A 25,896-nucleotide genomic window follows, 5' to 3' on the forward strand; every position below is an offset into this window, starting at 1 on the left:
AATGTGATGAACTCCTTAAACATAGAATCTTTATTTATTCTTGTAAAATATAGTTTTCTTTAATGTAACTATCTCTTTTTTAGAAGATATATTGTAGAATCAAACAGTGTTTGTTCTTTTATCGTAGGTGCATACCCTATTTCATTCAATTTTTGTAATACTAATTGCCTTTTTTCTATTGAATTCTCATGATATTCAAGGTTACTAATGTATAGGAGTGTTGGCGCATTTGAAATTTCCGGTAAATCCTTTACTAAATGATCCTGAGATGAGGCATATACTTTAGTAGTCTCATTTACATGCCACAATACAGGTGGCAAACTACCCCTGCCTGCCGTATCTAAAATTATTGGGATGCCCGATTGCAGGGTATTTGAAATGTTTTGTGCAATCTCTTGAGATTGTTGCGCATACCTTTTCACATTAAATGCTGTGTCAAAGGTTTGAAGCATCAGCAAGGCTATAATGATGTAATTGATTTGTTTTTTAGGCAGAACCCGATTACAAAATTGTGCAGCAACGATAAAATAGAATGGGGTAACCAGAATGATGTATTTGGGGTTCATCGCGTGTTTTGGACTGAACTGAAATACATAGAGGGTAAATATACATATGGAAATGCCAAGAGCCACTATCAAGGGAAGCCCTTGGTGTTTTTTAAACATGGATTTAAAAGAGGTCACCCCCTTTTTTTGTTTGAAGGTATAGTTAAAACTCAACAGAAGTGCTACTATTATTCCTAGCCATAAGGTGAGTTTTTGAACCCAAGCGATAGGCAGCTTGGGTTTAAACAGTTCAATTAGTGTACTTTTAAAAATGATGGTTCGGGGTAGGATGTTTTCAGCAGCAAAGACTTGGGCCTGATGGGCCTGTCGTTCAAATGCCACATAAAAATCGGGATGCAGCAAGATAAAAAGTACTGCCCCAAGACTTAAAGCGACAGCATACTTAAGTAGATGTTGCCACTCGTTTTTCGTCAAAAAGAAGAAGATTAGATAGATTACTGATACGCCTATCAACAGGGCAAAATGGTAATGGGTTAGCATGCCCAAAGTGGCTGCTATGGCAATTCCACCCAAGGCCGCATTTGATTTCTTTTGAAGGTAAACCAGGACACAGCATACATAGAGAACCGCCATTAGTGCTAGTAGACTATATTGTCTGGTTTCTTGAGCGGCGGTTACCATCGAACTATTAAGAAACCAAAATAAGCCCGCCGCAACTGCGACATAGGCCCTGGAGCGCAACCTTAGGCAAATAAACACCATTAACAAGGCTGTTAGCAGGTGAAAGCCTATATTTAATAAGGGCCCCGTGCTTAATTGCACACCAACTATATGTGTCCATACATGAAGTACCCAGAAATATAAAGGTGGGTGAATGTCATAATGCGCCATATCATGACGAATGGTATTCCATTGAAATGAAGATGCTTCCTTCCAAAACGCCTGCCATTGGGAGGCCTCCACCCATTGGCTAGTAAGGATGTTGTGTTCATATAATCCTTGATTTCCTGTTGCGCCCATATAGGACACCCCATCGGCGTAGGAAACCAGAGGGACTTCATTCGCTTGCCATAGCAGCAACAGTGTGCCCACAACCAGTCCAAGCACTAATAGCAAAAGGGGTTTCCTATTGAGTGTTGGATAATCACTCATAACTACCCGTTTGTTGTTGATTTAGGCCGCCTAAAGTAGGTGCTTCTCGTTGTGCTGAACTTGTTTTAAAACGCATTATTAATTTTTATTGAGGCTAATATAGGTTCTAAAATACATTTTTTTAGAATTATTTTAGTGATAAATACAGACATTCTTGAGGGATTAAATATAAAGTTAGTTTTGGTTGAAGTAAATTAATTATAATATATTTACCCAAGTCAAATTAACCCACTTAAGCATAAACTTATCAAAATTGCATATGACATTTGATTTTGCCGTTGTTATCCCCATGGCCAATGAGGCCCCAGATTTTGAGCCATTTGTGAGTACTTTGAAGTCTGTATTGGACAGGTTAGGGAGTGGAGCTGTTTACTTTGTGGTAGATAGGGTGTCAAAAGATACTACTTTAGACTTATGCCAGGATTTATCACGTAAGGATAGTCGCTTTAAAACCATTTGGGCTCCAGATAACAAGAATGTGGTGGATGCTTATATGCGGGGTTATCGAGAAGCCTTAAACAACCAGCACCAATTTATCATAGAGATGGATGCAGGCCTATCCCATGATCCTAGGGCACTTCCTATGTTTTTAAGGGTGCTTAATGAAGGTAATGAGTGTGCCTTTGGGAGCCGTTTTATCAATGGTGGATCCATATTTGAGTCTACTTGGAAGCGTTCGTTTCTTTCGAAATCAGGAACCATACTTTCCAATATTTTATTGGGCACCAGCATGTATGACATGACCTCTGGATTTCAGGGTTTTCACGCCGACATTGTTCACAAGTTTCTAGCTTATGACTTACGTTCAACGGCCCATTTTTATCAAACTGAATTGCGCTATTTGCTGCGAAAAACGCGGTATGCTGAAATTCCCATTCATTACAGAGCGCCATCGCCCAGCATCTCTAAAAAGGCCATACACAATTCATTACATGTTTTAAGTTATTATTTTATTCAGCGCCTATTTCATAAAAGCATTGTGATTAGATGAACAGCATAATAGTTATTATTTTAATACCGAATTTATAAATGGATCGTACTTTTTTAATCATTACTTCTATTGCAGATCAAAGCAATCCGGTACTGCAACAATTTGCCAAGGCTTCCGTTGATAGCACGCGTGGATTTATTGTTATAGGCGACACTAAAAGTCCCAAAACCTTTCATTTAGACGGTTGTGATTATTATTCGGTAGCGCGGCAACATGAATTGGGTTTTGCGCTCCATAGTGCGTTACCCTATAAGCATTATGCCCGGAAAAATTTAGGGTATTTGATTGCTATGCAGCAGGGTGCCGACATTATTATTGAAACCGATGATGACAATTTTCCGCTAGACAGTTTTTGGGCGCCAAGAGAACGGCAGGTTAAGGCGCATGTGCTAGAGGATACGGGTTGGGTGAATGCCTATAAGCATTTTACAAATGCCCATATCTGGCCTAGAGGTTTTGCGCTTGAACGCATCATGGATCATTTTCCTCTACTCCATAAGCAAACAAAAGTGCTCTGTCCTATACAGCAAGGCCTGGCGGATGAGAATCCAGATGTGGACGCCATATATCGATTTACGCAACCACTGCCCATTTCGTTTTCAAAAGCGGTACCACTAGCTTTAGGGCAAAATGCTTTTTGCCCATTTAACAGTCAGAATACCACCTGGTTTAAAGAAGCCTTTCAGTTGCTGTATTTGCCTTCCTACTGTAGTTTTAGAATGACCGATATTTGGAGGTCGTATATCGCACAGCGCATTGCATGGACCTGTGGATGGTCGGTATTATTTCATAACAGCACTGTACGACAAGATAGAAATGAGCATAATTTGTTAACCGATTTTAAAGATGAGGTTTCAGGTTATACCAATGCGCAGCAGATCTATGAGCATTTGCTGGCTTTAGATTTGAAAAAAGGCCCTGAACATATTGCGGCTAATATGACTCTATGTTACCAAGCCCTTATTGATTTGAAGCTTATTGGTGAGGCCGAACTTGAGTTATTAGCACTTTGGCTCCAAGATGTTAACTCGTTAACCCAGTAGCTCATTTGAGATTGGTTGAAATCGCTCTAAAAATAATACAGTTACGACTAAAATAAGTTTAATTTTCTGCTGAAGTTGTTTTTTAACTTGAAACCGGGTTTTATGACTGTCGTGGTCAAGCTCACTCTAATTAAATTATTATATTAGCTTTTAAATTTAAACCCCGAGAATTTGAACACTTTAAAGGACGACGAGTGGCTTTATACCATTTCTTCCAAGCGGAAGCTTATTGATTTTAATTTTAAGGAGCTTTGGCACTATCGCGATTTACTGGTGTTGTTTGTAAAGCGTGATATTACTACGGTGTATAAGCAGACCATTTTGGGGCCTTTGTGGTATTTGATTCAGCCTTTATTTACGGCACTGACCTTTACCTTGATTTTTAATAAGGTCGCCAATATCGAAACGGGAACCGTGCCTCCATTTTTATTCAATTTGGCAGGGATTTCGGTCTGGAACTATTTTAAAAGTTGCTTGACGGCTACTTCGGGCACCTTTAACAGTAATGCCGGTATTTTTAGCAAGGTGTATTTTCCAAGATTGATTTCGCCCTTATCTGTTGTGATTTCCAACCTTATCAAATTTGGAATACAGCTATTAATTTTTATTGGGTTTTACGTGTATTATGTAAGTATAGGGGCCAACATCAGTGTCCATGGAACCTTGGTGTTTTTTCCATTGCTGGTTATTTTGATGGGGCTTTTGGGCTTGGGTCTAGGGATGATTATTTCGTCCATGGTTACCAAATACCGTGACTTAAAATACCTGCTCAATTTTGGGGTGCAATTGCTCATGTACACCTCGGCGGTGATGTATCCTTTGGCCCTGATGCGCGAAAAATTACCCCGCTTTGCCTGGTTGGTGGAGTATAACCCCATGGCTTACGTGATTGAAGCATCCCGTTATATGCTCTTAACGACTGGAGATTTTTCCATAAAGGGACTACTTTTTACAAGTGTGTTTACCATTAGCGTCCTGTTTATAGGCATTATTATTTTTAACAAGACCGAAAAGAATTTTATAGATACCATTTAAACTTTTGAAAACAACAACTAAGACCATATTACGCATTGAACATGTTTCCAAACAATACCGTTTGGGTTTAGTTGGTACGGGTACCTTGAGTGATGATCTTAAGCGCTGGTGGTATACCGTACGCGGTAAGGAAGACCCGTTTTTGAAGGTAGGTGATCTCAATGATCGTAGCACCTATGGTGAGTCTGACTATGTCTGGGCTCTACAAGATATTAATTTAGAAGTGCAACAAGGGGAAGTTTTGGGCATTATTGGTAAAAATGGGGCTGGTAAATCTACTTTGCTTAAATTATTGTCGCGTATTACTAGTCCTACTACAGGCAGCATCAAGACCCGAGGGCGTATTGCCTCCTTACTGGAGGTGGGTACTGGATTTCACTCCGAACTTACAGGTCGGGAAAATCTGTATCTCAATGGGGCCATTTTAGGAATGAGTAAGGCAGAAATCCGAGAAAAAGAAGCTGCTATTATTGCCTTTTCGGGTTGTGAACGCTATATCGATACCCCTGTAAAGCGTTATTCGTCGGGGATGACCGTGCGGTTGGCCTTTGCCGTGGCGGCCTTTTTAGAGCCTGAAATTTTAGTCGTAGATGAGGTTTTGGCCGTAGGTGATGCCGAATTCCAAAAAAAAGCCATAGGTAAAATGCAGGACATTAGTCGAGGAGAAGGACGCACTGTGCTGTTTGTAAGCCATAATATGGCCTCGGTAAAAAGTCTATGTACCAAGGCTGTGGTATTGGAGCATGGACGGGTGGTGTTTGAAGGCGATACTGATGCGGCTGTTAGTTTTTATCTTAAGGGCGGTGGCAGCAGCCTTGAAAACGCTAAAACATTTGATGCCAGTTATGACCATGCCCAATTTCGATTATTGGAGATGAACGTCAGCAGTAAAGGTAAGGCTGTAAGTGCCCCCATGCTTGAGGATGATGAACTGGTAGTGTGTACCCGTATAGAACTAAAGGTTCCAAACCCAGAAGCTTACCATATCACCTACCATTTGCATAACGAACTGGGTGATGCCCTGTTCTCGTTTTCTCATGCCCGTAGCGAGGTGGTATTGCTGCAGGGGCTCAATGTTTTGGAGTGTAGCCTACCCGCTTCCTTTTTACAATCGGGGCAGTACTTTTTGTCCTTTTTTGTGATTGAGGATAAGCGCAGGGCTATTTTTTTAGAAAAGGATATTTTAAGTTTTACCGTTGTGGATGCGCAGCGTGAGCTCGGCAGCTATATGGGGAAAGAACCGGGATATATCAGGCCACAATTTAAATGGACACAGACCACATGATTCCAGTCACCAAAACCTTTTTACCGCCACAAGTGGTGTATCAGGCCATTTTAAAACAGGCTTGGGATGCCGGTTGGATTACGAATCGAGGTGCATTGGTGAAACAGCTGGAACAGGAGTTATGCCATTATTTACAGGTGCCTCAACTCATTGCCACGACCAACGGCACTTTGCCCTTACAAATCGCTATTAAAGCCTTGGACTTAAGAGGGGAAATTATTACTACGCCATTTAGCTATGTGGCTACGACCAGTAGTATTGTGTGGGAAGGCTGCACACCTGTGTTCGTAGATATCCATCCGGAGTATTTCACTATAGATGAAACCAAAATAGAAGCCGCCATTACGCCAAACACCACGGCTATTTTAGCAACCCATGTGTATGGGAATCCTTGCGATGTAGCAGCTATAGAGCTTATCGCTAAAAAACATCACTTAAAAGTCATCTATGATGCGGCCCATTGTTTTGGGGTTACCTATAAAGGCCAATCTCTTTTTAATTACGGCGATGTAAGCACCTGTAGTTTTCATGCCACCAAATTGTTTCATACGGGTGAAGGCGGTGCCTTGTTTTTTAAAGATCCGGCACTGTATGAGCGTTTGTTTTACCATCACAATTTCGGGCATGCAGGTAGTGAAGCTTTTCAAGGCTTAGGTATTAATGCCAAAATGAGTGAATTGCAGGCCGCCATGGGTTTGGCCGTTTTACCACAGGTCTCCCAATTAATAGACGCCAGACGTTTGGCTTATATTCAATATGAAGAGCGTTTAAGCTCATTAGAAGTAGCATTGCTTCAGTTACGACCTCATACCCAGTGGAATTATAGCTATTGCCCAGTCATTTTTAAAAGTGAGGCGCAATTACTAAAAGTAAAGCAGGCTTTAGAATCGGCGGAGATTTACCCTAGGCGTTACTTTTATCCGAGTTTGGATACCTTACCGTATCTTGAAGGATCATCGTGCCCTATTGCTCGATCTATAGCTACTCGTGTGCTGTGCTTGCCATTGTACCATGACTTAAAGAGGTCTAGTATAGACCAAATATGTGATTTGATAAAAGCACAGCTATGAGTAGAGTCGCAATTATGCAGCCCTATTTTTTGCCTTATATTGGGTATTTTCAATTGATTAAATCCGTTGATGTTTTTGTGGTTTATGATAATATTGAGTTTAGTAAAAAGGGATGGATCCATAGAAATCGATTATTGCTCAATGATGAGCCTCGACTCTTTACCTTACCCTTAAAAAAGGATTCTGATTATTTGCCTATCAATCAACGTTATTTAAGTACGGATTTTGAAATCGCTCAAGGAAAATTATTACGCTTGATCGCAAATGCCTATCATAGAGCCCCTTATTATGAAATGGTCTATCCTTTAGTTGAACGCATTTTGAATTTTAAGAATCACAATTTATTCGATTTTGTACATCATTCCCTTATTGTGCTATGTGAGTATCTTTCTATTTCTACAAAAATTGTGGTATCCTCAACTTTAGATATTGACCATGACTTACGATTTCAGGACAAGGTGATCACTATTTGTGAACATTTACATGCCAGAACTTATCTAAACAGTATAGGCGGGAAGACTCTTTATGATCATCAAAGTTTTTTAAGTCATGGTATAGCTTTACATTTTTTAAAGAGTAATGCTTTAAGTTATGATCAGTTTGGGGCATCTTTTGTACCTTGGTTATCCATAATCGATGTGATGATGTTTAATTCGAAAGAAGATATTGATGTTATGTTAAATGCCTACGAATTAATTTAATGTATAAGATAGCGATACATAGTGTGCCTAGAAGTGGTTCTACTTGGTTAGGAACTATATTTAACAGTCATCCTAATGTGAGTTTTAGATACCAGCCTTTATTTTCTTATGCGTTTAAGGATTATTTACATCTTAATTCAACCACCGCCGATATTGACAGTTTTTTTGATGCTATTAAAGAATCGGATGATGCCTTTATTAATCAGCTAGAAAACATCCAAGATGGTAGAGTTCCCAAATTTCAAAAAGACACGAGAGTCACTCACAGTTGTTATAAAGAAGTTAGATATCACCATCTTTTAGAGAACATGTTAAAGCAAAGTGCTGATCTTAAACTAATCTTATTAATTAGAAACCCTTTAGCGGTCTTGTATAGCTGGTCTAGAGCTCCCAAAGAGTTTAAGGCTGAAGAAGGCTGGCTTTTAGAAGAGGAATGGTTGAGTGCAGCAAAAAAGAACCTTAATCGTGCTGAAGAGTATAATGGTTATCTAAAATGGAAAGAATCAGCTTTGTTATTTCAAAACTTAAAGTCGAACTACCCTAATCAAGTATTTTTATTAAATTACCAAGAATTGCTTAAGAATACCTCTCTAATGATTCATCGATTGTTTAGATTTGTTGATCTGACTATGCACGAGCAGACATTGCAGTTTATAAAGGATAGCCAAACCATACATCAGAGCGATGCCTATTCGGTATTTAAAAAGCGGATTACGGATGAAGATTGGAAAGAATTGCCGAGTACAATTATTGATACTATAAAAAACGATTTGAAAAGCACTAGTCTAGAACTCTATTTAAATGCCTGAAGTTTTGCCCTTAATATCTGTTTGCATACAAACCTATCAACATGAAGCTTATATCCAACAATGTTTAGATAGTGTTTTACAGCAGAACACTACTTATGCTTATGAAATTATTTTAGGCGAAGATTGTAGTACCGATAAAACACGTGCTATATGCCAAACCTATGCCGATGCGTATCCAGACCAAATTCGGTTGTTTTTAAGACATCGCAAAGATGTCATTAAGATGAATGGGATTCCCACAGGCCGATTTAATTTTATCCAGAATTTGAAGGCTTGCCGTGGTAGATATATTGCTATTTTGGACGGTGATGATTATTGGACAGACCCTTTGAAATTACAAAAACAGGTTGATTTTTTGGAAGGTCATCCTGATTATAGTATTTGCTGGACTAAATATGAGATTTTAGAAGCGGGTCATTTTTCGGCACCAGATTGGGACGCTATCATTGGAGAAGACTCTTTTTATGAGCTCCATTATGATAATTTTAGTTCTCCCTATTGTACCCATACCTTAACGTGTATGTTTCGCGCAGAAGCCTTTCATTACAAGGATATTTTGCGATTTCGTTTTTTTAAGGATAATTCCATATATCTAAACTGTTTACAAAGAGGTAAAGGCGCTGTACTTAATTTTTTTGGAGGGGTCTATCGCAAACATGCCCAAGGTATTTATTCCTTGCGCTCCGACTATCAGCAGGCCATTTCCAATTATTCCAATTATGAAGAGTTACTGATTCTGATTCCTGAAAGTCGGGTTCCCAATCTTATTGGGAAACGAGACCATTGGAAGGCACAATTTTTAAAGACCTTGTATGCCCAACCTATTCCTAAACTTAAAAAATGGTGGATCCGTGGGAAACTGCATGTTTATTTTGCCTGTTTAAATTTTCGCTCTATATGAGACTTCCTTTAACACATACTGATGTCGTGGGTGTTACTATTGCCATAGTCACCTATAACGGGAACTCGCGATTAGGTCCTACCCTGGAGCATTTGGCACAACAGGAGGGACTTGATTTTAACTGTGAATTGCTGGTGATCGATAATGCCAGTACGGACGGTACTGCCGAATTTGTCAAGGCCTTTTGGCAGCAGTTAAAAAGTCCATATCCCTTACAGGTGGTCCATGAGGCTCGACCGGGGACCATGTATGCACGGGAGGCGGCGATTAGCTCGGCACAGTATCGTTATCTGTTGTTTTGTGATGATGATAATTGGTTATCAGCTCATAATGCCCATACGGCCTTTTATTATATCCGACAGGATTCAGGTATAGCGGCACTTGGTGGTAAGGGTATTATGACTTATGAGCCGGGATTTGAAGTGCCCGATTGGATGTGTGAGCGCTATGAACGCAGTTTTGGTACAGGGTCACAGGGTGTTGATGACGGGGATATTAGCCAAACAAAGGGCAGTTTGTATACCGCAGGAGCACTCTTTGATCGGGTTTGGTTGGACCAACTTTATCGACGGGGTTTTACAAGTTCCCTTAAAGGGCGTGACGGGAAATCGTTGGTGGCTGGCGAAGATACCGAGCTGACTATGGCTCTAAAACTTATTGGTGGACGATTGCATTATTCGTCACAACTTGAATTTAGACATTATATGCCCTCTGGGCGCATGCAATGGTCGTATTTAAAACGTCTATGGTTTGCTTTTGGGCAGTCTAATTATGTGTTGGAGCCTTATTATAAGCGTGGGGATACTAACACGCTATTTCAATATTATAAGGAATTGGTAAAAACCATTTTGCGTTATAGCTATCATGCCCTTAAGTTTGCAATTTTGGACACTAAAGAAGGTGATCAAAGATTACTGAATTACGAACAATTTAAGGGTCGTTTGTATGCCCTGTTATTTAAACGGGCTCAATATCATATGACAAGACGTATGGTCAACGCACTCAAAACACAAAATGATGTCTAGACCTTTAAAAATAGCGGTTGTGGTAGGGGTGTTCCCAAAAGTTTCGGAAGCCTTTATTGTTAATCAACTTGGATTTTTAAAAGGAGCGGGGCATCAGGTAGAGGTGTTTTGTACGCGTGAAATACGAAGTGATTATTTGCCCCATCCCCAATTAGAACAGTATGAATTACTAAAGCATACGCATATGTTTCGTTGGCGCGACTTGATGCCTACAACTGGTTTGGGACGCTTTTTTAAAGGTATTGAAATCTTCTTTAAAGCTAGTAAGGATGAGGGATTTGAATTGCTTAAAGGCTTAAACATTTTTAAGTATGGTAAAAAAGGTGTTTTTGGATCTCCATTTTATAAGGTCTATTGGCAGCATTATTTTCTAATTGAAGGGTTTGATGTGGTGCATGTGCATTTTGGAGATAATGCCGTGCATTTGTACAAGCATTTAAGCAAGTTTAAAAAACAAGTCATTGTGACCTTTCATGGCTATGATTCCCATCATTATACTAAAGAATTTTATAAGGATTTAATAAAGCTCAAGGGTCTTAAGATTACTGTTAATACAAAGTATACCAAACAAAAAGTTCTGTCGCTTGGATTTGAAGCCCAACAACTTCATATTTTACCAATGGGGGTTGATACCTCCTTTTTTAAGCCAGAGAAGATTGTATCCAAACCTGAACGTTTTACTATTTTATTTGTTGGGCGGTTTATCCCTTTAAAAGCGCCACTATTTGCTATAAAAATAGTAGATCATTTACTAAAAATAGGTTATGATGTAAGGTTTATTATGGTAGGTAGCGGTTCTGAGTTTGAACCTTGTAGAGACTATATTTTTAAACATCAATTAGAAGGGCAGATTCATTTACTTGGCAACAGGACCCAGCAAGAACTCGTTGCTTTGATGGCTCAAAGTCATGTGTTTTTATTTCCGGGCATTGTTGATGCCGAAGGCAGGTGTGAAGCACAGGGCCTGGTCATACAGGAGGCGCAGGCTATGGCCTTACCAGTCGTTGTTTCGGATGTAGGAGGGATTCCTGAAGGTGTATTACCAAATATTTCTGGGTTCGTCATACCTGCAGGTCACTTGGAAGGCTTTGTTGACCATATTCAATATTTGATGGAACACCCAAAAGAACGTGAAGCCATGGGAGCTTCTGGACGTCAGTTCGTGATGAAGCATTATGATACTAAGGTCTTAGGGGAACAACTTTTAAGTTAATATACTAATAAAAATTAATTTAGATCAAACGAGCAAGTTTTTATATAAACTATTTAAGCTTTATTTACTATTAATTATGCTTTAAAATATTTTATGATTTTATCAGTGCACATTCCCAAAACCGCAGGGCGAAGTTTTAGAACAATCTTACAAACCCATTTTAAAAAGGGTTTTTTAGACGATTATGTTGATGGGCCTTTGAATAGGACTTTAGAAGAAAGTATTAAAGATGCCAATAAGTTCCATAAAACATACAAATTTTATAGAAAATATTGTTATCAGTTAAAGGGTGTTGATTGTATTCATGGTCATTTTTTGCCCTATAAGTATAGATCGGAGTGCCACAATAAAAATACAATGTTTATTACATGGCTTAGAGATCCAATTGAGCGATTGGTCTCTCACTATTTGTATCGCGAAAAACTATTTAATGAAGCTGAACAACAGCTTCCGAACACTATAAAAAGGAGGTTTAGTTCTTTCGAAGCGTTTTGTATGAATCCTAAAATGCAAAATTGCTATGCTCATTTTTTTTATAAATTTCCATTAGAGCAATTTGCTTTTATAGGGATTTCCGAATATTTTGACGAGGATTGTATGTTTTTCGCTGAAACCTATTTAAATACATCTTTAGATATAATTCCACGAAAAAACACAAATAGTGACAAAAGAAAGCTGGTTATTTTGGACGATACCGAATTTTTGAATAAAATAAAAGCATTAAACAGTCTAGATTATACGATTTATAATTTAGCCCTTGAAATAAGAGAAAAGAGAGTTTCTAATGATTATGAATAATCTCATGGATTTAATATCTTATCTAAATCTATGCATTGATAGGTGTTTATATTACTACGAGTATAGTATGATTATAACGATTTGTTATCTTAGTTCCAACCTATAACTTGATTTGAATGCCTGCGTTAGTAAGTATTATTATCCCTAATTATAATAGAGCACACTTAATCCTTTGTACTCTTGATTCGATTATCTCACAAACCTACCCACATTGGGAATGTTTGGTCATTGATGATGGTAGTTCAGATAGGAGTGCTGCGGTGATCCAAGATTATGCAGATCGTGATGCTCGTATCCGGTATTATGAACGTCCTGCCAATAGGCCTAGAGGGGCCAATGCCTGTAGGAATTATGGATTGGAATTGAGCCAAGGTGACTATATTAATTGGTTTGATAGTGATGATTTGATGCATCCCGAAAAATTGGAGCAACAGTTAAAAGCATTGGAAAGTGTTGATTTTCCTTTTTGTGTTTGTCAATCGTTAGAATTTGAAGAGTCTGTTTCTAATATTATAGGTTTAAAATCGAAACATATTTATTCTAATAATCCTCTGGATGATTTTTTACAGAAGAAAATTATATGGTTAACCCAAGCTCCTTTGTTTCGAAAATCATTTCTATTTGATCATTATTTCCGTTTTGATGAAGCTCTTCAAGCTGGTCAGGAATGGGAATTTTTTACAAGAATTCTTATAAAGCAACAATATTATTGTACTGTTGAAGTTCCATTAGTCTATATTAGAAGGCATGCAGACAGCATTTCCAATCAAACATCTTTGATTAAAGATTGGAATTATTATTTGACAAGGGATAAGATTTATACACTATATAAATCAGAGTTGTCGATGAAATCCCAAAAATATTTACGTAAGTTTTTTATAACAAGTTTCAAGTTGTTTTTAAGGAATAAAAAAATACCGTATGCTTATAAAATATGGCGAAAAAATATTTGTTTTGATTTTAACTATTCTTTAAAATCCCATTTTTATATTTTAATGAGTTTGTTATCATTTCTTATGTTTAAAAAAGGTGAATATTTCTTAACAAAAGTAAAGCCCTAAATTCTTATTTTCATCAAGTCTTTTCTATATTAGCCAATGTAATATGCCTTAAATAAAGATGTATCCATTGGTTTCCATAATCATACCAACTTATAATCGCTCAAGATTTATAGGTGAAGCACTAGATTCTATTATCTCACAAACTTACCCTCATTGGGAATGTTTAGTTATTGATGATGGCAGTACTGATGATAGCGAAAGCGTAATAATGTCATATTGTGAAAAGGATCTGCGTATTCAATACTATAAACGACCTATTTCTAGAATTAAAGGAGCTAATGCTTGCCGTAATTATGGATTAGAACTGAGTCAAGGCGCTTATATTAATTGGTTGGACAGTGATGATTTAATGCACCCAGATAAATTAAAATTACAAATACAAGTTTTAGAAAATTCAAATAGTTCATTTTGTATATGTCAATCGCTGGTCTTTGAAAATAGTATAGACAATATCCTAGGATTAAAATCAAGGCAGCTTATAACTGATACTCCTTTTGAAGATTTTATTCAACAAAAGCTAATTATACCTATACAGGCACCAGTTTTCAATAGAACATTTTTAGAAACTCATAAGTATCGATTTGATGAAGGGCTACAAGCTGCGCAAGAATGGTATTTTTTTGCCCGTATTTTATTTGAACATACAAAATATGCTATTGTCGAACAGCCTTTAGATTATATACGCAAGCACTCAAATAATATTTCTAACACCAATTCTAAAAACAAGAATTGGCATTATTTTTTAGCCCGATTTCAATTGTATAATGATCTTAAATCTAAACTTTCTGCGGAAAGTGTAGACATATTGTATAGGTATTTTTTGTTTTTTTATAAGTCTTTTGTCCGAACTGGTCAATTTAAGCATGCCATTTATGTATGGCGATTATGTTTAATTCATGTTAAGCCATTAAGATTGCAGGATCATTTTTATTTGATAACAGGATGTATTACCTATAGTCTTTTTAGAAAAGGTGATGGATTATTAGCTAAAGTCTCACTTTTATAAACTGAAAAGTTATGACACTAATTCATCTTAATAATTCATTACCTAATAGGTTGTCTAAACTTAAGCAATGGTTTTGGCATAGGAAAGGATTGGTATATCATCGGCTTTGTAATGGGACAGTGCAAGCACAATTACGAGATTATAAGTCTATCCCCATCATCATTATTAGTTTTAACCAACTTTATTATTTGCAACAACAGATTGATTTTTTACTTCGTCATGGTTATAAACGCATTGTTGTTTTAGATAATCATTCTACCTACCAACCTTTATTAGCTTATTTTGAAACTTTAGATCCTAGGGTTACTTTGATTCGCTTGTCTGAGAATTTGGGGCATCTGGCCTTTTGGAAATCGGAAGCTGTTTTCCAGACCTATAGTAAAGGGTATTATGTGGTGAGTGATGCTGATATCGTACCCGTTGACGATTGCCCTCATGATGTTTTACTACAGTTAAGAGTCTTGCTGGATAAGGCCTATGATCGGACCAAAGTTGGGCTATCATTGGCATTAGACGATATTCCTGAGACCAATCCCAATAAGGCCGCTATTTTAAACTGGGAATCTCAATTTTGGACTAGTAAACTCAAGGCTAATGTGTATAAGGCTGAGATTGATACCACTTTTGCCTTGTATCGCCCGGGCTATAGATACCACAAAAAACGGTTTACCAAGGCATGGCGCACCGATTTTCCCTTACAAGCACGGCATGGTGGTTGGTATATTGACCCAAAACAGCTCAGCGAAGAACAGGAGTATTATATGAAAACCGCCAATGCTTCCGCGTCTTGGCAAATCAATGCTCAAGGAGAATTAGTCAACAGCATTCATAAAACCCTTTACCGTGATGAGTAACAATGCTTTACCTTTAGTCTCTATCTGCATTCCTACTTATAACGGGGCAGCTTACCTAGCTGAAGCCTTGCAATCAGCTCTGGCCCAGACCTATAGACCGTTGGAGATCGTTATTTCTGATGATGCCTCTTCTGATGCTACTTTAGAGGTAGTCGCTTCTTTTAAATCGAGCTGCGATTTTCCGATAAAAGTGCTACATCATCATCCATCAGGAATTGGTGCCAATTGGAACCATTGTGTCCAACATGCCCAAGGCGATTATATTAAGTTTTTATTTCAGGATGATGTGCTGTTGCCAGACTGCATTAATCAACTTATGGACCTTATACAAAGGGACACTCACATAGGCATGGTGTATTGTAAGCGCGACTTTATATTGGATGTGTCCAACAAACAACATCTGGACTTTGTAAATGCATATGGTGATTTACACCACAATTGGGGAGTAGTAGACGTAAAAGAAGGCGTATTGCCCGGAACCAACTACCTGAAAGATCCACAATTTTTAAATGCGCCTAAAAATAAAATTGGGGAACCTAGTGCCATATTGTTAAGAAAAGGTTGTTTTGAGAAGGTGGGTTATTTTGATGAACAGTTACATCAGGATCTGGATTGTGCCTATTGGTATCGCTTAATGCCTTATTATAAGGTAGGTTTTAAAGATGCCGAGCTTGTGCAATTTCGATTGCATAACCAGCAGGCCAGTGTGATTAATAAAGCCAAAACCATACCCGACCGCGAACTTTTGTATTGCATGTATTATCAAAAATTGTTTTGGTATTTGCATTGGAAGTGCCAATTAAAATTGCTTAAATTGTTCCATCCTTTAGTTAAACGGTTAGTAAGCTTAAAACAATGGTTCCATGCCAAATGACTCCGTAATAATTAGTATTCTACTGCCTGTTTATAATGGGGATGCCACCTTGCAGGCCACTTTGGAAAGTTTGCTGACCCAAAGCTATAATCATTTTGAAGTGCTGATTGGGATTGATGGGAGTACGGATGGTTCTAAAGCGATTGCTGAAGCCTTTAAGGATACTCGTATTAAGATTTTTGAGCACCCTGAAAATTTAGGCCTGGCCAATAATATCAATTTTCTCATTGCACAGGCCCACCCCAACAGTCAGTTCTTTGCGATGGCCGAGCAGGATGATGTGTATGTAACTGAACGCTTGCAATGGCAGTTGGAAGTCTTGCAGCAACAGCCCGAGATTGGAGTGGTGTCTGGAATCGCGGAATTTGTGAGCGCACATAACCGTGTAAAGTTTCCAGGACTCTTGGTGCGCGGTCAACAATTTTCTCAAGGTGAGGCCCTGTTCCGATTTTTATATACCCATCAACTTAAGGTTGTCAATACCTGTATGATGTTTAGGCGTGAGGTACATGAACAGTGCAACCTACAATTTAGAGCTACCTATGGCAATTTTAATGTGGACTGGGCTTATGTGTTGCGCTTTGCGTTGGTGTCTAAAGTTTATGGGCTATCGAAAGTGTTGGTGCAGATGAATAGGCGTCATGATCAGGCCTCGGTGACTCAAAACAAATGGGCGCAGTTTAAGGCGTCGAGACAATTGCTTAAGGATTTTAGGGATGAATTCTCAAATCTTATAACAAAACACGATTACAAGGCGGCGCTTAAAATGCATCGAAAAATTGAGTTAGGGCATCGCTCAAAGTTAGGAATTGTGGTTTACAGTCTTTATTATTTTTTATTGTATTTTGATGTTTATTTTTTGAAGTATTTAGCGTATCGTTTTCAAAAACATTTAAAAATTTATATTCCCAAAAAATAATGTTATATTCAGAATACATGAAATTTTTACCAGATTATAATAAGTTACAATTAAAAACAATTGCTTATGGGCTTTGATATAAATGGTTTAAGATTGCTTGTAAATGCTAAAAAATTAGGCGTAAATTTTGAAAAGACGATTACAATTGGAAGACAAGGGCTATACCTAGAAAGTAGTGAAATTAAAAAAATAATTGAAGAGGCAAAATTGGTCAATGATGGTGACGAAATCAGTTTTAAACGTTTTGACTTTGCGGAGTCATTTCTAAATTTATTAGGTGCCAAAGTTACTGATTCAATTGATGCTTCTAACCATGAAGGAGCAACATATATATATGACTTAAACTTACCCTTGCCAAATAATTTTGACTCCAAATATTCTTTGGTTATAGATGGTGGTACATTGGAACATATTTTCAATTTTCCCATAGCTATTGAAAATTGCATGAAGCTAGTTGCTAAGGATGGTTTTTATATTGGAATAACACCTGCAAATAATTGGTTTGGGCATGGGTTTTATCAATTTAGTCCAGAATTATATTATAGAATCTTTAGTCCAGATAATGGATTCAAGATTATTAAAATGTATTTTTTTATTGATCGTAAAAAATCTCCAATATATGAAATCCGAGATCCATTAGAGTTAAAGCATAGGGTGACGATGGTAAATTCATTCCCATCATATTTATTCGTAATAGCTCAAAAGGTGGAAGAAAAGGAATTATTCAAAAAAACACCTCAACAGAGTGATTATGAGCATGTAGTTTGGAAAGGAGAAGATTATAAAATTCATGAAGAGACTAAAAAAGAAATAAAATTTAAATTAATAAAAAAAATTATTCCCAAATTCTTAAAATTTAAATTGTATAAATTAAAGCGGAAAATGATAAAAAGGAAAAATAAAGTCACGAAATTATACAATTTATATACAAAACCAACAGGGATAAGTAATTCAGCGTTTATAAATAAAATAGACGAATCAGAAATAAATAATTAATACCGGAATAAAAAGCTGTTACTATTGAACTGTATTCGTTATTATTTCTTGTAGCATATTATTGACCAATAAAATATTTTGATGAATAAAATTAATTACAGACATACGAAAGAAGTTCATAATTCAAAGGACGCATTAGAAATATTACCACTACTTTTTAATTATGTATCTCCAAAAAGTATTGTTGATATAGGATGTGGAAATGGTAGTTGGTTAGAAGCTGCAAAATCCTTAGGCATAACAAAAGTTCAAGGAGTTGACGGCATAAAAGTTGATAAGGAGGAGTTGTTAATACAAGAAAATGAATTTCTTCAACATGATTTAACAAAACCATTGAATTTAAATAAAACTTTTGATTTAGTAATTAGTTTAGAAGTTGCAGAACATTTACCCGAGGTAGCTTCAAATATATTTATAGAAACTTTGTGTACTCATGGTGATCTCATTTTATTTTCAGCTGCAATTCCAAATCAAGGCGGCCAGTTTCACCTTAATGAGCAATGGCCAGAATATTGGCATGATAAGTTTAAAGAGTATGGGTTTTCGGCCTATGATGTTATAAGAAATAAAATTTGGAATAACGAAAATGTGTTTTATTGGTATAAACAAAATACAATATTGTATGCGAAAAAAGGATATTTTAAAGGAGAAGAAATTGAACCTTCAGAAATTGTAAATGCTTTAATACATCCTGATATTTATAATAGAAAGATTTATCATCCTAAATACATCAAAAATCAAAGAGAACTTTTTAAATTTATTAAAAGTACTTTAAAAATATATTTAAAAAGATGGTTTGGTAAATATAAAATCTCACACTTATAATTTCTAATAGTATTAATTAAATGAAACCTAATCTTTTAGTAAGTGTTATAATTACCACATATAATAGGGATACCTATCTAGAAGAAACAATTAAGAGTATTCACAATCAAACCTATTCTGAATTAGAAATTATTTTGGTAGATGATGGTTCTGAAAAGGATATTGCTTCTAAAAATAAAAGTATATGTCAAAAGTACTCTAAATGTACATATTATTATAAAAATAATACAGGGCAACCTGATTCTAGAAATTATGGTATTAAAATAAGTAAAGGATGTTATTTAGCTTTTTGTGATGATGATGATATTTGGGTTTTAAATAAGCTTGCAATACAAGTTAAAATATTGAACAACTTTCCAGATTATGGTTTAGTCACAAGTTGCGTAGGTAAAATTGATTCGCGAAGTGTAGATTTAGGAAAAGTACTTTGTCATGATGGTCATAACCATGGTTATGTTTTTGAAAGCTTGTTAATTAATAATAGGGTGCCATCACCAACACCATTAATACGCAGAGAAATATTTAGTAAAGTAGGTTATTTTAATCCAAATTTTACTATGGCAGAAGATTGGGAATTCTGGAGAAGAGTCAGTTATTATTATCATTTTTATGCTATTAAAAAGACTTTAGCATATGTAAGAATCCATCAAGCCAGTATGACGAGCAATGCAAACTATAGTCCGATTAATCGATTTATATTATATAGAAAACTGACTAAATCATTAGTGTCATGGGGTAAAACAGAATTCACTAGAACAGATTTTATATTGATTTATTTAAATGAATGGGCAACATATAAAAAAATTATCACTAATAATTATTCAGGTATCTGGAAAAAGTTACTATTCTTTTTTAAAATATTGATTTTTAATTTTAAAGATGCGTTCCATTTATTACATCTATTTTTAAGATTTGAGTTTTTCAAAACATCAAATCTTGGAAAGAGCTAAAATTAAGTACAATGATAATTGAAAATAATATACCTGTAGTTAGCATCATTGTAACCACTTATAATCGAAATCGATATTTAGAACATACTTTAAGAAGTATTCAAAACCAAACTTATACTTATCTTGAGATCCTAGTCGTTGATGATGGTTCAAATGCGGAAGAATCCAAGCTAAATCAAAGTATCTGCTCGAAATTCCTAAAATGCCATTATTATTACAAACCCAACACGGGACAGCCTGATTCTAGAAATTATGGAATTCAAAAAGTCAAAGGTAAATTTATAGGTTTTTGTGATGATGATGATGTTTGGGTTCTGGATAAACTTGAAAAACAGATTAAGGTCTTTGAAGCCCATCCAGAAATTTTTGTTGTTACCGGTGATACGGCTACAATTACACAATCAGGTGAACGAACTGGAGACATCAAATCACATGCTGGATTTAATCATGGTTATATTTTTGAGCATTTACTATTAAAAAACCGAACTGCGTCTATTATTCCTTTAGTGCGAAAAGAAGTTTTTGAAAAGGTTGGTTATTTTAATCCGTCATTCACTATTGCTGAAGATTGGGAGTTTTGGAGACGCGTGAGTTACTATTATCCGTTTTATGCCATCAACGAGGTATTAGGGTATGTGCGATTGCATGATAGTAATATGTCGATTACAAGAGTTAATTCGGCAATAGAACGAAGTTTATTATATAGAAAGTTGACCAAAAGCCTACTTGATTGGGGAAAAGACAAATTTACAAGAAAGGATTATGATCTTGTTAAAAGTAAAGAATGGCATTATTATAAAACTATGTTAATCAATAGGCATCCTAAATTTAAAGATAAAGTGTCGTTTATTTTTAGACTCACAAATTATCAGCCAAGAGAAATTATAAATTTTCTTTATCTATATTTAAGATTCCAATTATTTAATAATTAATCATGCGATTAAAAACGACTATAAAGCGTATTGCTCCGAAACCAATTCTAAATTTATATAAAAGCATAACCCGTAAATCTGAACACAAAACCATTAGTCAAACTTTTAATGAAATATATACGACCCATTATTGGGATAGTGACGAAAGTATATCTGGGGCTGGTTCTGATTTAATACATACTCAAACATTAATAAAAGAGCTCAATAAATTGTTGAAACAATATGATATTAATTCAATGCTTGATATTCCTTGTGGGGATTTTAATTGGATGAGAAAAGTAGATCTTAATGATATTAATTACATTGGTGCAGATATTGTTCCAGATTTAATTAAAAATAACATTTTGATGTATGAGCAGGCAACTATCAAATTCCAAACCCTTGACTTAACCTCTGATCCGTTGCCTAAAACGGACCTGATATTTTGTAGAGATTGTTTAGTGCACCTTTCCATCAAAAATATCTATAAGGCACTGGTTAATATTAAAAAGAGTAAAAGTCGTTATCTTTTAACAACTAGTTTTGTAAAACATTCGAAGAATAGAAATATCAAAACAGGGGCTTGGCGAAAACTAAATTTAATGAATTCCCCTTTTTACTTTTCAAAACCTTTAACGGTTATAAATGAAAACTATACTAAAAAAGGCGAACTGGATAAGGACAAATCAATGTGTCTTTGGGAAATTAAATCATTGAAAATTCCATTAAAATTAAAATTATATGGGGTAATATTCAGATATTAAACAAGATGAAAAGTAAAATAAGTATAAGTTGTATCTTTGAAAGTTACCCTGTGTTTTATCAGCCGTATATGCCTCCCGTTATGGAGGCGCTTGAAATTGAAAAGCAATTGGAGGTCTCTATACAAACTTTTAAAGGTAAGGCCTCTTCAAAAGTAGAGGTGATGCCCGGGTATTTTAGACGTCGGGTTGTTGAGCGTTGGCAGCGGTTGATAGGCTATACTAAAATACCTCTTCAATACAATGAGCTTCAAGCTTTAAAGAAGAAAGTCGACCTTGTACATGTGCAGCATTCGTATTTATTTCCTAAAGTTTTAGGCTTATTAGCAATGCCTAAAGACCAAGGGCCGAAGATCGTTATTACCTTAAGAGGCGGGGATACCTATGTGAAACCCTGGGTGAGCGCCAAATGGCAAGATTTTTACAGGGATTTTGGTAATCGTGTCGATGCTTTTGTAGTGATGAGCCAGCACCAAAAGCAGTATTTACATAAAAAATGGGGGATTGACCTGGAACGGATACATGTGATTCCTATTTCGTTTGGACATGCTTTTAAAGCTAGTCCAAAAGCACCTAACAGTAAGATTATTAAAATTGTCTCTATATTTCGAATGTGTTGGGAGAAGAATATTGAAGGCAATTTAAGGGTCATTAAGTTGTTAAAGGAACAGGGTTTGCCTGTGAAGTATGACGTGTACGGGGATGGCCCTGATTTGGGACAGCTGTATTATTTAGTGGATCAACTGGGTTTGGGAGATATAGTTACGATCAAGGGTAAGGTCTCCAATACGCAACTTAAAACCTTGCTTCCGAGCTATGATTTTATTTTGCAATTGAGTCATTCAGAATCATTCGGTATGTCGGTAGTTGAGGCACAATCTATGGGTATTCCAGCCCTGGTTTCAACTAGCGATGGTCTACCTGAGGCTATTGTGCCTAATCATAGTGGTTATTGCGTTGCTCCCAATGCTTCAGAACAAGCCTCTTTATATATTGACCAGCTTTGGCGAAATAAGAACTTGTATTTGCAATTTTCAAAAGCCGCAATTGATTATGCTCATTCTAATTTTTCAGTAGAACATGAGGTAAAGCGGTTATTAACACTTTACCAAAAACTTTCTGTATAATGTGTGGGTTTTTAGGTGAATATTTATTTGATACGGGTGTTGCATTAACTCAACAGGATGTTTTTTTAAAACTATTGGCTTTATCAAAGCATCGAGGACCAGATGCTACCGAAACTTCTAAGTCAGATTATTATCAATTAGGTTTTAACCGTCTCGCAATTTTGGATCTTTCTGAACTTGGAAATCAGCCTAAATTTAGTCCTAGTAAACGCTATCTAGTAGTTTTTAATGGTGAGATTTATAATTATACGTCGTTAAAGGAACGCTATCATCTTGAAAACCTTAAATCTTCGTCTGATACAGAAGTCTTGGTTCATTTATTGGATGTTATTGGGGTTGTCAATACTATAGGAGAACTTAATGGTATGTTTTCAATTGCCATTATTGATACTTACAAACAGTGTTTGTATCTGTCTAGAGACTTTGCGGGTATAAAACCCATGTTTTATGGCGTATCTGATCAAGGCGTAGTAATGGCCTCTCAATTTGATCAGTTATTTAAACATCCATGGTTTAAAAGTCAATTGCAATTACGCCCTGAATTAATGAAGGAATATTTTGCTTTTGGATATATGCAAGCTCCTAATACTATTTATAATCATATTTTCCAACTTAAACCTGGGCAGTTGTTAAAAATCTCTTCAAATGCTACTATTGAAGAACTTGAACTAAACGAGTTGTGTAGTACAAAAAGATTAGACCTGAAAGAAGAGGATGACATTATTATAGATATCAAAAATCAAATAGAACATGCTGTTGAACAACAGATGGTGAGTGATGTGTCATTAGCTACTTTTTTAAGTGGTGGTATTGACAGTCCTTTAATTACAGCCATAGCAAAATCGAAAAACACGAAGATTGAAGCCTTTACGTTAGCTGTGAGCGATAAAACTTTGGATGAATCGGAAACGGCAAGTGCCTATGCCGATCATTTAAACATTCAACATCATATTGAGCATGTTAATACTAATGAATTATTGAATTCTGTTAATGAGCATTTTGAATACTTATCTGAACCCTTTGGAGATTATTCAAGCATACCAACTTATTTACTCACAAAAAAAACGAGACAAAAACATACGGTAATGTTGTCTGGAGATGGAGCGGATGAATTATTTTTTGGGTATCCAAGGATGTTAGATGTTGTAAATAAGCAATTTTGGTTTAAGCTTCCATTTAATTTACGGAAACCAATTATTAGGTTGTTGAATAAACTCAATATTATAAATACCTGGGCGCCCTATAATTATAAAACCATAGATGAATGGTTATTAGGAAAACATTCCCATATTTTAAAGCCTGCTTTAGATTCCTTTTTTCCAAGAATACCATTTTCTGATGCTATCTTGGCATTATATTCAATAGATATAAAGACATCAAAAAGCTTACTACAAGATCTACGAAGGAATGAATTTTATGGTCATTTACAACGCGTTTTAGTAAAAGTAGATCGGATGAGTATGGCGAATAGTTTAGAAGTCAGGGTTCCATTTTTAGATAAGCAATTGATTAATGAAAGTATGAATTTTCATCCAAAACAATTTAACTCGAAAAAAGACCTTAAGCGCTTGCTTAAAAAACTGATGACTAATTACTACCCCGAACCTCTTATTGCTCATGAGAAGCGCGGCTTCACGGTTCCCATTCATACATGGTTACGAGGTGCCTTAAAAAAAGATGTATTGCATGTTATTTTTAATTCCCCATTTTATGGGGAGAGTAACATCGATGTGATTGAGGTCAGGAATTATGTTTCCCAGTATTTGGACCATAAACATGATAGTGCTTGGGGTGTTTGGCACATTTATGCTTGGCAAAAATGGGCTATAAAACAGCAGTTGGTATGAAAATAGCAATTTTTTCTGGAGAATTACCCAGTTCTACTTTTATCGAACAGCTGATTGAAGGTGTTAGTGAACGGCATCAGGTGTTCTTGTTTGGGGTGCAAAAGCAACCAAAAACCTATGCGTCTCCTCATATATATAAATATATAAGTCCAAAGCGGCATTGGGTCAATTTTGCCTATACCCTTTATCGTTTAGTCCTTTTGCTGTTGAAGCGCCCGGGAGATTTAAAACCCTTGTTAAACGAAATACGACGTTATCATACTCGTTATGAGCAGTGGGTGTGGTTGACGCGTTTTTTACCTATTATTTTATATCGCCCTGATGTGTTTCATATGCAGTGGACTCGGGATTTGGAGTTTTATGCCTTTTTAAAGACCAGATTTAAGATTCCTATGGTGGTGAGTTTGCGCGGTGCCCATGTGCATTATACGCCTATTGTAGCCCCTTATATTGCTGATGTATATCGTACAACATTCCCTCTCATGGATGGGTTTCATGCGGTTTCAAAATCTATGGCAAGCGCAGCTATGGAGTATGGTGCAGAGCTTTCTAAAATCGAAGTCATCCATTCACCATTATCGCCTCAAGTATTTGAAGTCTATAAGCCCTATCAAAAGCGAGTACATCAGTCCTTTAGAATTGGTGCGGTGGGTCGATTTCATTGGGTAAAGGGCATGCGCTATGCCTTTGATGCCTGCGCTATTTTAAAGGAACGGGGTTTTTCTTATGACTTCACCTTTGTGAATTCTAACCCCATAGATGAAGCATCCTTGTTTCAAATGGATCAATTAGGAATTAGGGATGAGGTTCAGATCCTATCCGCCTTAGAACAACAAGCATTGTTCAAGGTTATGCAGGACTTTGATGTGCTTATTTTACCTAGTTTAAATGAGGGTATTGCCAATGTGGTCTTAGAGGCTATGGCTTTGGGTATACCAGTCATTTCAACGGATTGTGGGGGAATGCCTGAAGTGGTTATTCCTAATGAAACCGGCTGGTTGGTACCTGTTAGAGATCCGGAAGCTTTAGCTAAAGCTATTGTCGAGGTGGCAGAAAGTTCAGAAGTTGAATTACAAAGAATTACGCAAAATGCCCATGATTTTGTAAAGGAGCATTTTGGTGCGGAGGATTCTATACAGCAGTTTTTGGACTTGTATGAGGATGTTGGTTGTTAGTTGTTGGCTTTAGGCTTTAGGCTTTAGGCTATAAGCTGTAGGCTATATGCTATAGGCGGTA

Annotated in this window: 25 protein-coding genes; 24 read left to right on the forward strand and 1 reads right to left on the reverse strand. The window is 36.4% G+C overall.

The window, feature by feature from the left end:
- Nucleotides 1–68: 68 nt before the first annotated feature.
- Nucleotides 69–1,613, reverse strand: a complete 1,545-nt coding sequence (locus ACFO5O_RS02500; RefSeq protein WP_387960636.1) for a glycosyltransferase family 39 protein — start codon at nucleotides 1,611–1,613, stop codon at nucleotides 69–71.
- A gap of 304 nt (nucleotides 1,614–1,917) precedes the next feature.
- On the opposite strand from ACFO5O_RS02500, the gene ACFO5O_RS02505 reads away from it, so the two are divergent.
- The 24 genes from ACFO5O_RS02505 to ACFO5O_RS02620 all read left to right on the forward strand — a co-directional run bounded on the left by ACFO5O_RS02505 (nucleotide 1,918) and on the right by ACFO5O_RS02620 (nucleotide 25,835).
- Nucleotides 1,918–2,649: a glycosyltransferase gene (locus ACFO5O_RS02505; RefSeq protein ID WP_387960638.1), complete on the forward strand. Its 732-nt coding sequence runs from the start codon at nucleotides 1,918–1,920 to the stop codon at nucleotides 2,647–2,649.
- 38 nt (nucleotides 2,650–2,687) lie between these two features.
- Complete coding sequence (locus tag ACFO5O_RS02510; protein ID WP_387960640.1) at nucleotides 2,688–3,692, forward strand: STELLO glycosyltransferase family protein; 1,005 nt, start codon at nucleotides 2,688–2,690, stop codon at nucleotides 3,690–3,692.
- A gap of 171 nt (nucleotides 3,693–3,863) precedes the next feature.
- Nucleotides 3,864–4,727, forward strand: coding sequence for an ABC transporter permease (locus ACFO5O_RS02515; RefSeq protein ID WP_387960642.1), 864 nt, complete (start codon nucleotides 3,864–3,866; stop codon nucleotides 4,725–4,727).
- Nucleotides 4,728–4,731: 4 nt separating this feature from the next.
- A complete protein-coding gene (locus ACFO5O_RS02520) occupies nucleotides 4,732–6,012 on the forward strand; it encodes an ABC transporter ATP-binding protein (protein ID WP_387960644.1) in 1,281 nt (426 codons plus the stop codon).
- Nucleotides 6,009–7,082 (forward strand): DegT/DnrJ/EryC1/StrS family aminotransferase, encoded by a 1,074-nt coding sequence (locus ACFO5O_RS02525; protein WP_387960990.1) that lies wholly within the window; start codon nucleotides 6,009–6,011, stop codon nucleotides 7,080–7,082. The genes ACFO5O_RS02520 and ACFO5O_RS02525 overlap by 4 nt, the downstream gene beginning before the upstream one ends.
- Nucleotides 7,079–7,783, forward strand: a complete 705-nt coding sequence (locus tag ACFO5O_RS02530; protein WP_387960646.1) for a WbqC family protein — start codon at nucleotides 7,079–7,081, stop codon at nucleotides 7,781–7,783. Before ACFO5O_RS02525 ends, ACFO5O_RS02530 begins: the two co-directional genes overlap by 4 nt.
- The gene (locus ACFO5O_RS02535; RefSeq protein ID WP_387960648.1) at nucleotides 7,783–8,592 is read left to right on the forward strand and encodes a sulfotransferase domain-containing protein; all 810 of its coding nucleotides are present in this window, start codon (nucleotides 7,783–7,785) and stop codon (nucleotides 8,590–8,592) included. The genes ACFO5O_RS02530 and ACFO5O_RS02535 overlap by 1 nt, the downstream gene beginning before the upstream one ends.
- Complete coding sequence (locus ACFO5O_RS02540) at nucleotides 8,585–9,493, forward strand: glycosyltransferase family 2 protein (RefSeq protein WP_387960650.1); 909 nt, start codon at nucleotides 8,585–8,587, stop codon at nucleotides 9,491–9,493. The genes ACFO5O_RS02535 and ACFO5O_RS02540 overlap by 8 nt, the downstream gene beginning before the upstream one ends.
- Nucleotides 9,490–10,518, forward strand: coding sequence for a glycosyltransferase (locus ACFO5O_RS02545; RefSeq protein ID WP_387960652.1), 1,029 nt, complete (start codon nucleotides 9,490–9,492; stop codon nucleotides 10,516–10,518). The genes ACFO5O_RS02540 and ACFO5O_RS02545 overlap by 4 nt, the downstream gene beginning before the upstream one ends.
- The gene (locus tag ACFO5O_RS02550) at nucleotides 10,511–11,731 is read left to right on the forward strand and encodes a glycosyltransferase family 4 protein (protein WP_387960654.1); all 1,221 of its coding nucleotides are present in this window, start codon (nucleotides 10,511–10,513) and stop codon (nucleotides 11,729–11,731) included. The genes ACFO5O_RS02545 and ACFO5O_RS02550 overlap by 8 nt, the downstream gene beginning before the upstream one ends.
- A 93-nt stretch (nucleotides 11,732–11,824) precedes the next feature.
- Nucleotides 11,825–12,529 (forward strand): sulfotransferase family 2 domain-containing protein, encoded by a 705-nt coding sequence (locus ACFO5O_RS02555; RefSeq protein ID WP_387960656.1) that lies wholly within the window; start codon nucleotides 11,825–11,827, stop codon nucleotides 12,527–12,529.
- A gap of 116 nt (nucleotides 12,530–12,645) precedes the next feature.
- Nucleotides 12,646–13,590, forward strand: coding sequence for a glycosyltransferase family 2 protein (locus tag ACFO5O_RS02560; RefSeq protein WP_387960658.1), 945 nt, complete (start codon nucleotides 12,646–12,648; stop codon nucleotides 13,588–13,590).
- Between the two features lie 58 nt (nucleotides 13,591–13,648).
- Nucleotides 13,649–14,596, forward strand: a complete 948-nt coding sequence (locus ACFO5O_RS02565) for a glycosyltransferase family 2 protein (RefSeq protein WP_387960660.1) — start codon at nucleotides 13,649–13,651, stop codon at nucleotides 14,594–14,596.
- Between the two features lie 11 nt (nucleotides 14,597–14,607).
- A complete protein-coding gene (locus ACFO5O_RS02570) occupies nucleotides 14,608–15,450 on the forward strand; it encodes a glycosyltransferase (protein WP_387960662.1) in 843 nt (280 codons plus the stop codon).
- Nucleotides 15,443–16,324, forward strand: a complete 882-nt coding sequence (locus ACFO5O_RS02575; protein WP_387960664.1) for a glycosyltransferase family 2 protein — start codon at nucleotides 15,443–15,445, stop codon at nucleotides 16,322–16,324. Before ACFO5O_RS02570 ends, ACFO5O_RS02575 begins: the two co-directional genes overlap by 8 nt.
- Nucleotides 16,314–17,243 carry a glycosyltransferase family 2 protein gene (locus ACFO5O_RS02580; RefSeq protein ID WP_387960665.1) on the forward strand — a complete coding sequence of 310 codons (930 nt, stop codon included), beginning with the start codon at nucleotides 16,314–16,316 and terminating at the stop codon, nucleotides 17,241–17,243. Before ACFO5O_RS02575 ends, ACFO5O_RS02580 begins: the two co-directional genes overlap by 11 nt.
- Before the next feature lie 66 nt (nucleotides 17,244–17,309).
- On the forward strand, nucleotides 17,310–18,239 hold the full coding sequence (locus tag ACFO5O_RS02585) for a hypothetical protein (protein ID WP_387960667.1): 930 nt from the start codon (nucleotides 17,310–17,312) through the stop codon (nucleotides 18,237–18,239).
- Nucleotides 18,240–18,320: 81 nt separating this feature from the next.
- Nucleotides 18,321–19,064: a class I SAM-dependent methyltransferase gene (locus tag ACFO5O_RS02590; RefSeq protein WP_387960669.1), complete on the forward strand. Its 744-nt coding sequence runs from the start codon at nucleotides 18,321–18,323 to the stop codon at nucleotides 19,062–19,064.
- 20 nt (nucleotides 19,065–19,084) lie between these two features.
- Nucleotides 19,085–20,014, forward strand: a complete 930-nt coding sequence (locus tag ACFO5O_RS02595) for a glycosyltransferase family 2 protein (protein WP_387960671.1) — start codon at nucleotides 19,085–19,087, stop codon at nucleotides 20,012–20,014.
- A gap of 11 nt (nucleotides 20,015–20,025) precedes the next feature.
- Nucleotides 20,026–20,946 (forward strand): glycosyltransferase family 2 protein, encoded by a 921-nt coding sequence (locus ACFO5O_RS02600; protein WP_387960673.1) that lies wholly within the window; start codon nucleotides 20,026–20,028, stop codon nucleotides 20,944–20,946.
- A gap of 2 nt (nucleotides 20,947–20,948) precedes the next feature.
- Entirely contained in the window at nucleotides 20,949–21,689 is a 741-nt protein-coding gene (locus ACFO5O_RS02605) for a class I SAM-dependent methyltransferase (protein ID WP_387960675.1), read from the forward strand.
- 5 nt (nucleotides 21,690–21,694) lie between these two features.
- Nucleotides 21,695–22,813 (forward strand): glycosyltransferase family 4 protein, encoded by a 1,119-nt coding sequence (locus ACFO5O_RS02610; RefSeq protein WP_387960677.1) that lies wholly within the window; start codon nucleotides 21,695–21,697, stop codon nucleotides 22,811–22,813.
- Entirely contained in the window at nucleotides 22,813–24,660 is a 1,848-nt protein-coding gene (asnB, locus tag ACFO5O_RS02615) for an asparagine synthase (glutamine-hydrolyzing) (RefSeq protein WP_387960678.1), read from the forward strand. The genes ACFO5O_RS02610 and asnB overlap by 1 nt, the downstream gene beginning before the upstream one ends.
- Nucleotides 24,657–25,835, forward strand: coding sequence for a glycosyltransferase family 4 protein (locus ACFO5O_RS02620; RefSeq protein ID WP_387960680.1), 1,179 nt, complete (start codon nucleotides 24,657–24,659; stop codon nucleotides 25,833–25,835). The genes asnB and ACFO5O_RS02620 overlap by 4 nt, the downstream gene beginning before the upstream one ends.
- Nucleotides 25,836–25,896 lie beyond the last annotated feature (61 nt).

It is taken from the genome of Geojedonia litorea (assembly GCF_042654525.1).
GTDB classification, from domain to species: Bacteria; Bacteroidota; Bacteroidia; order Flavobacteriales; family Flavobacteriaceae; genus Geojedonia; species Geojedonia litorea.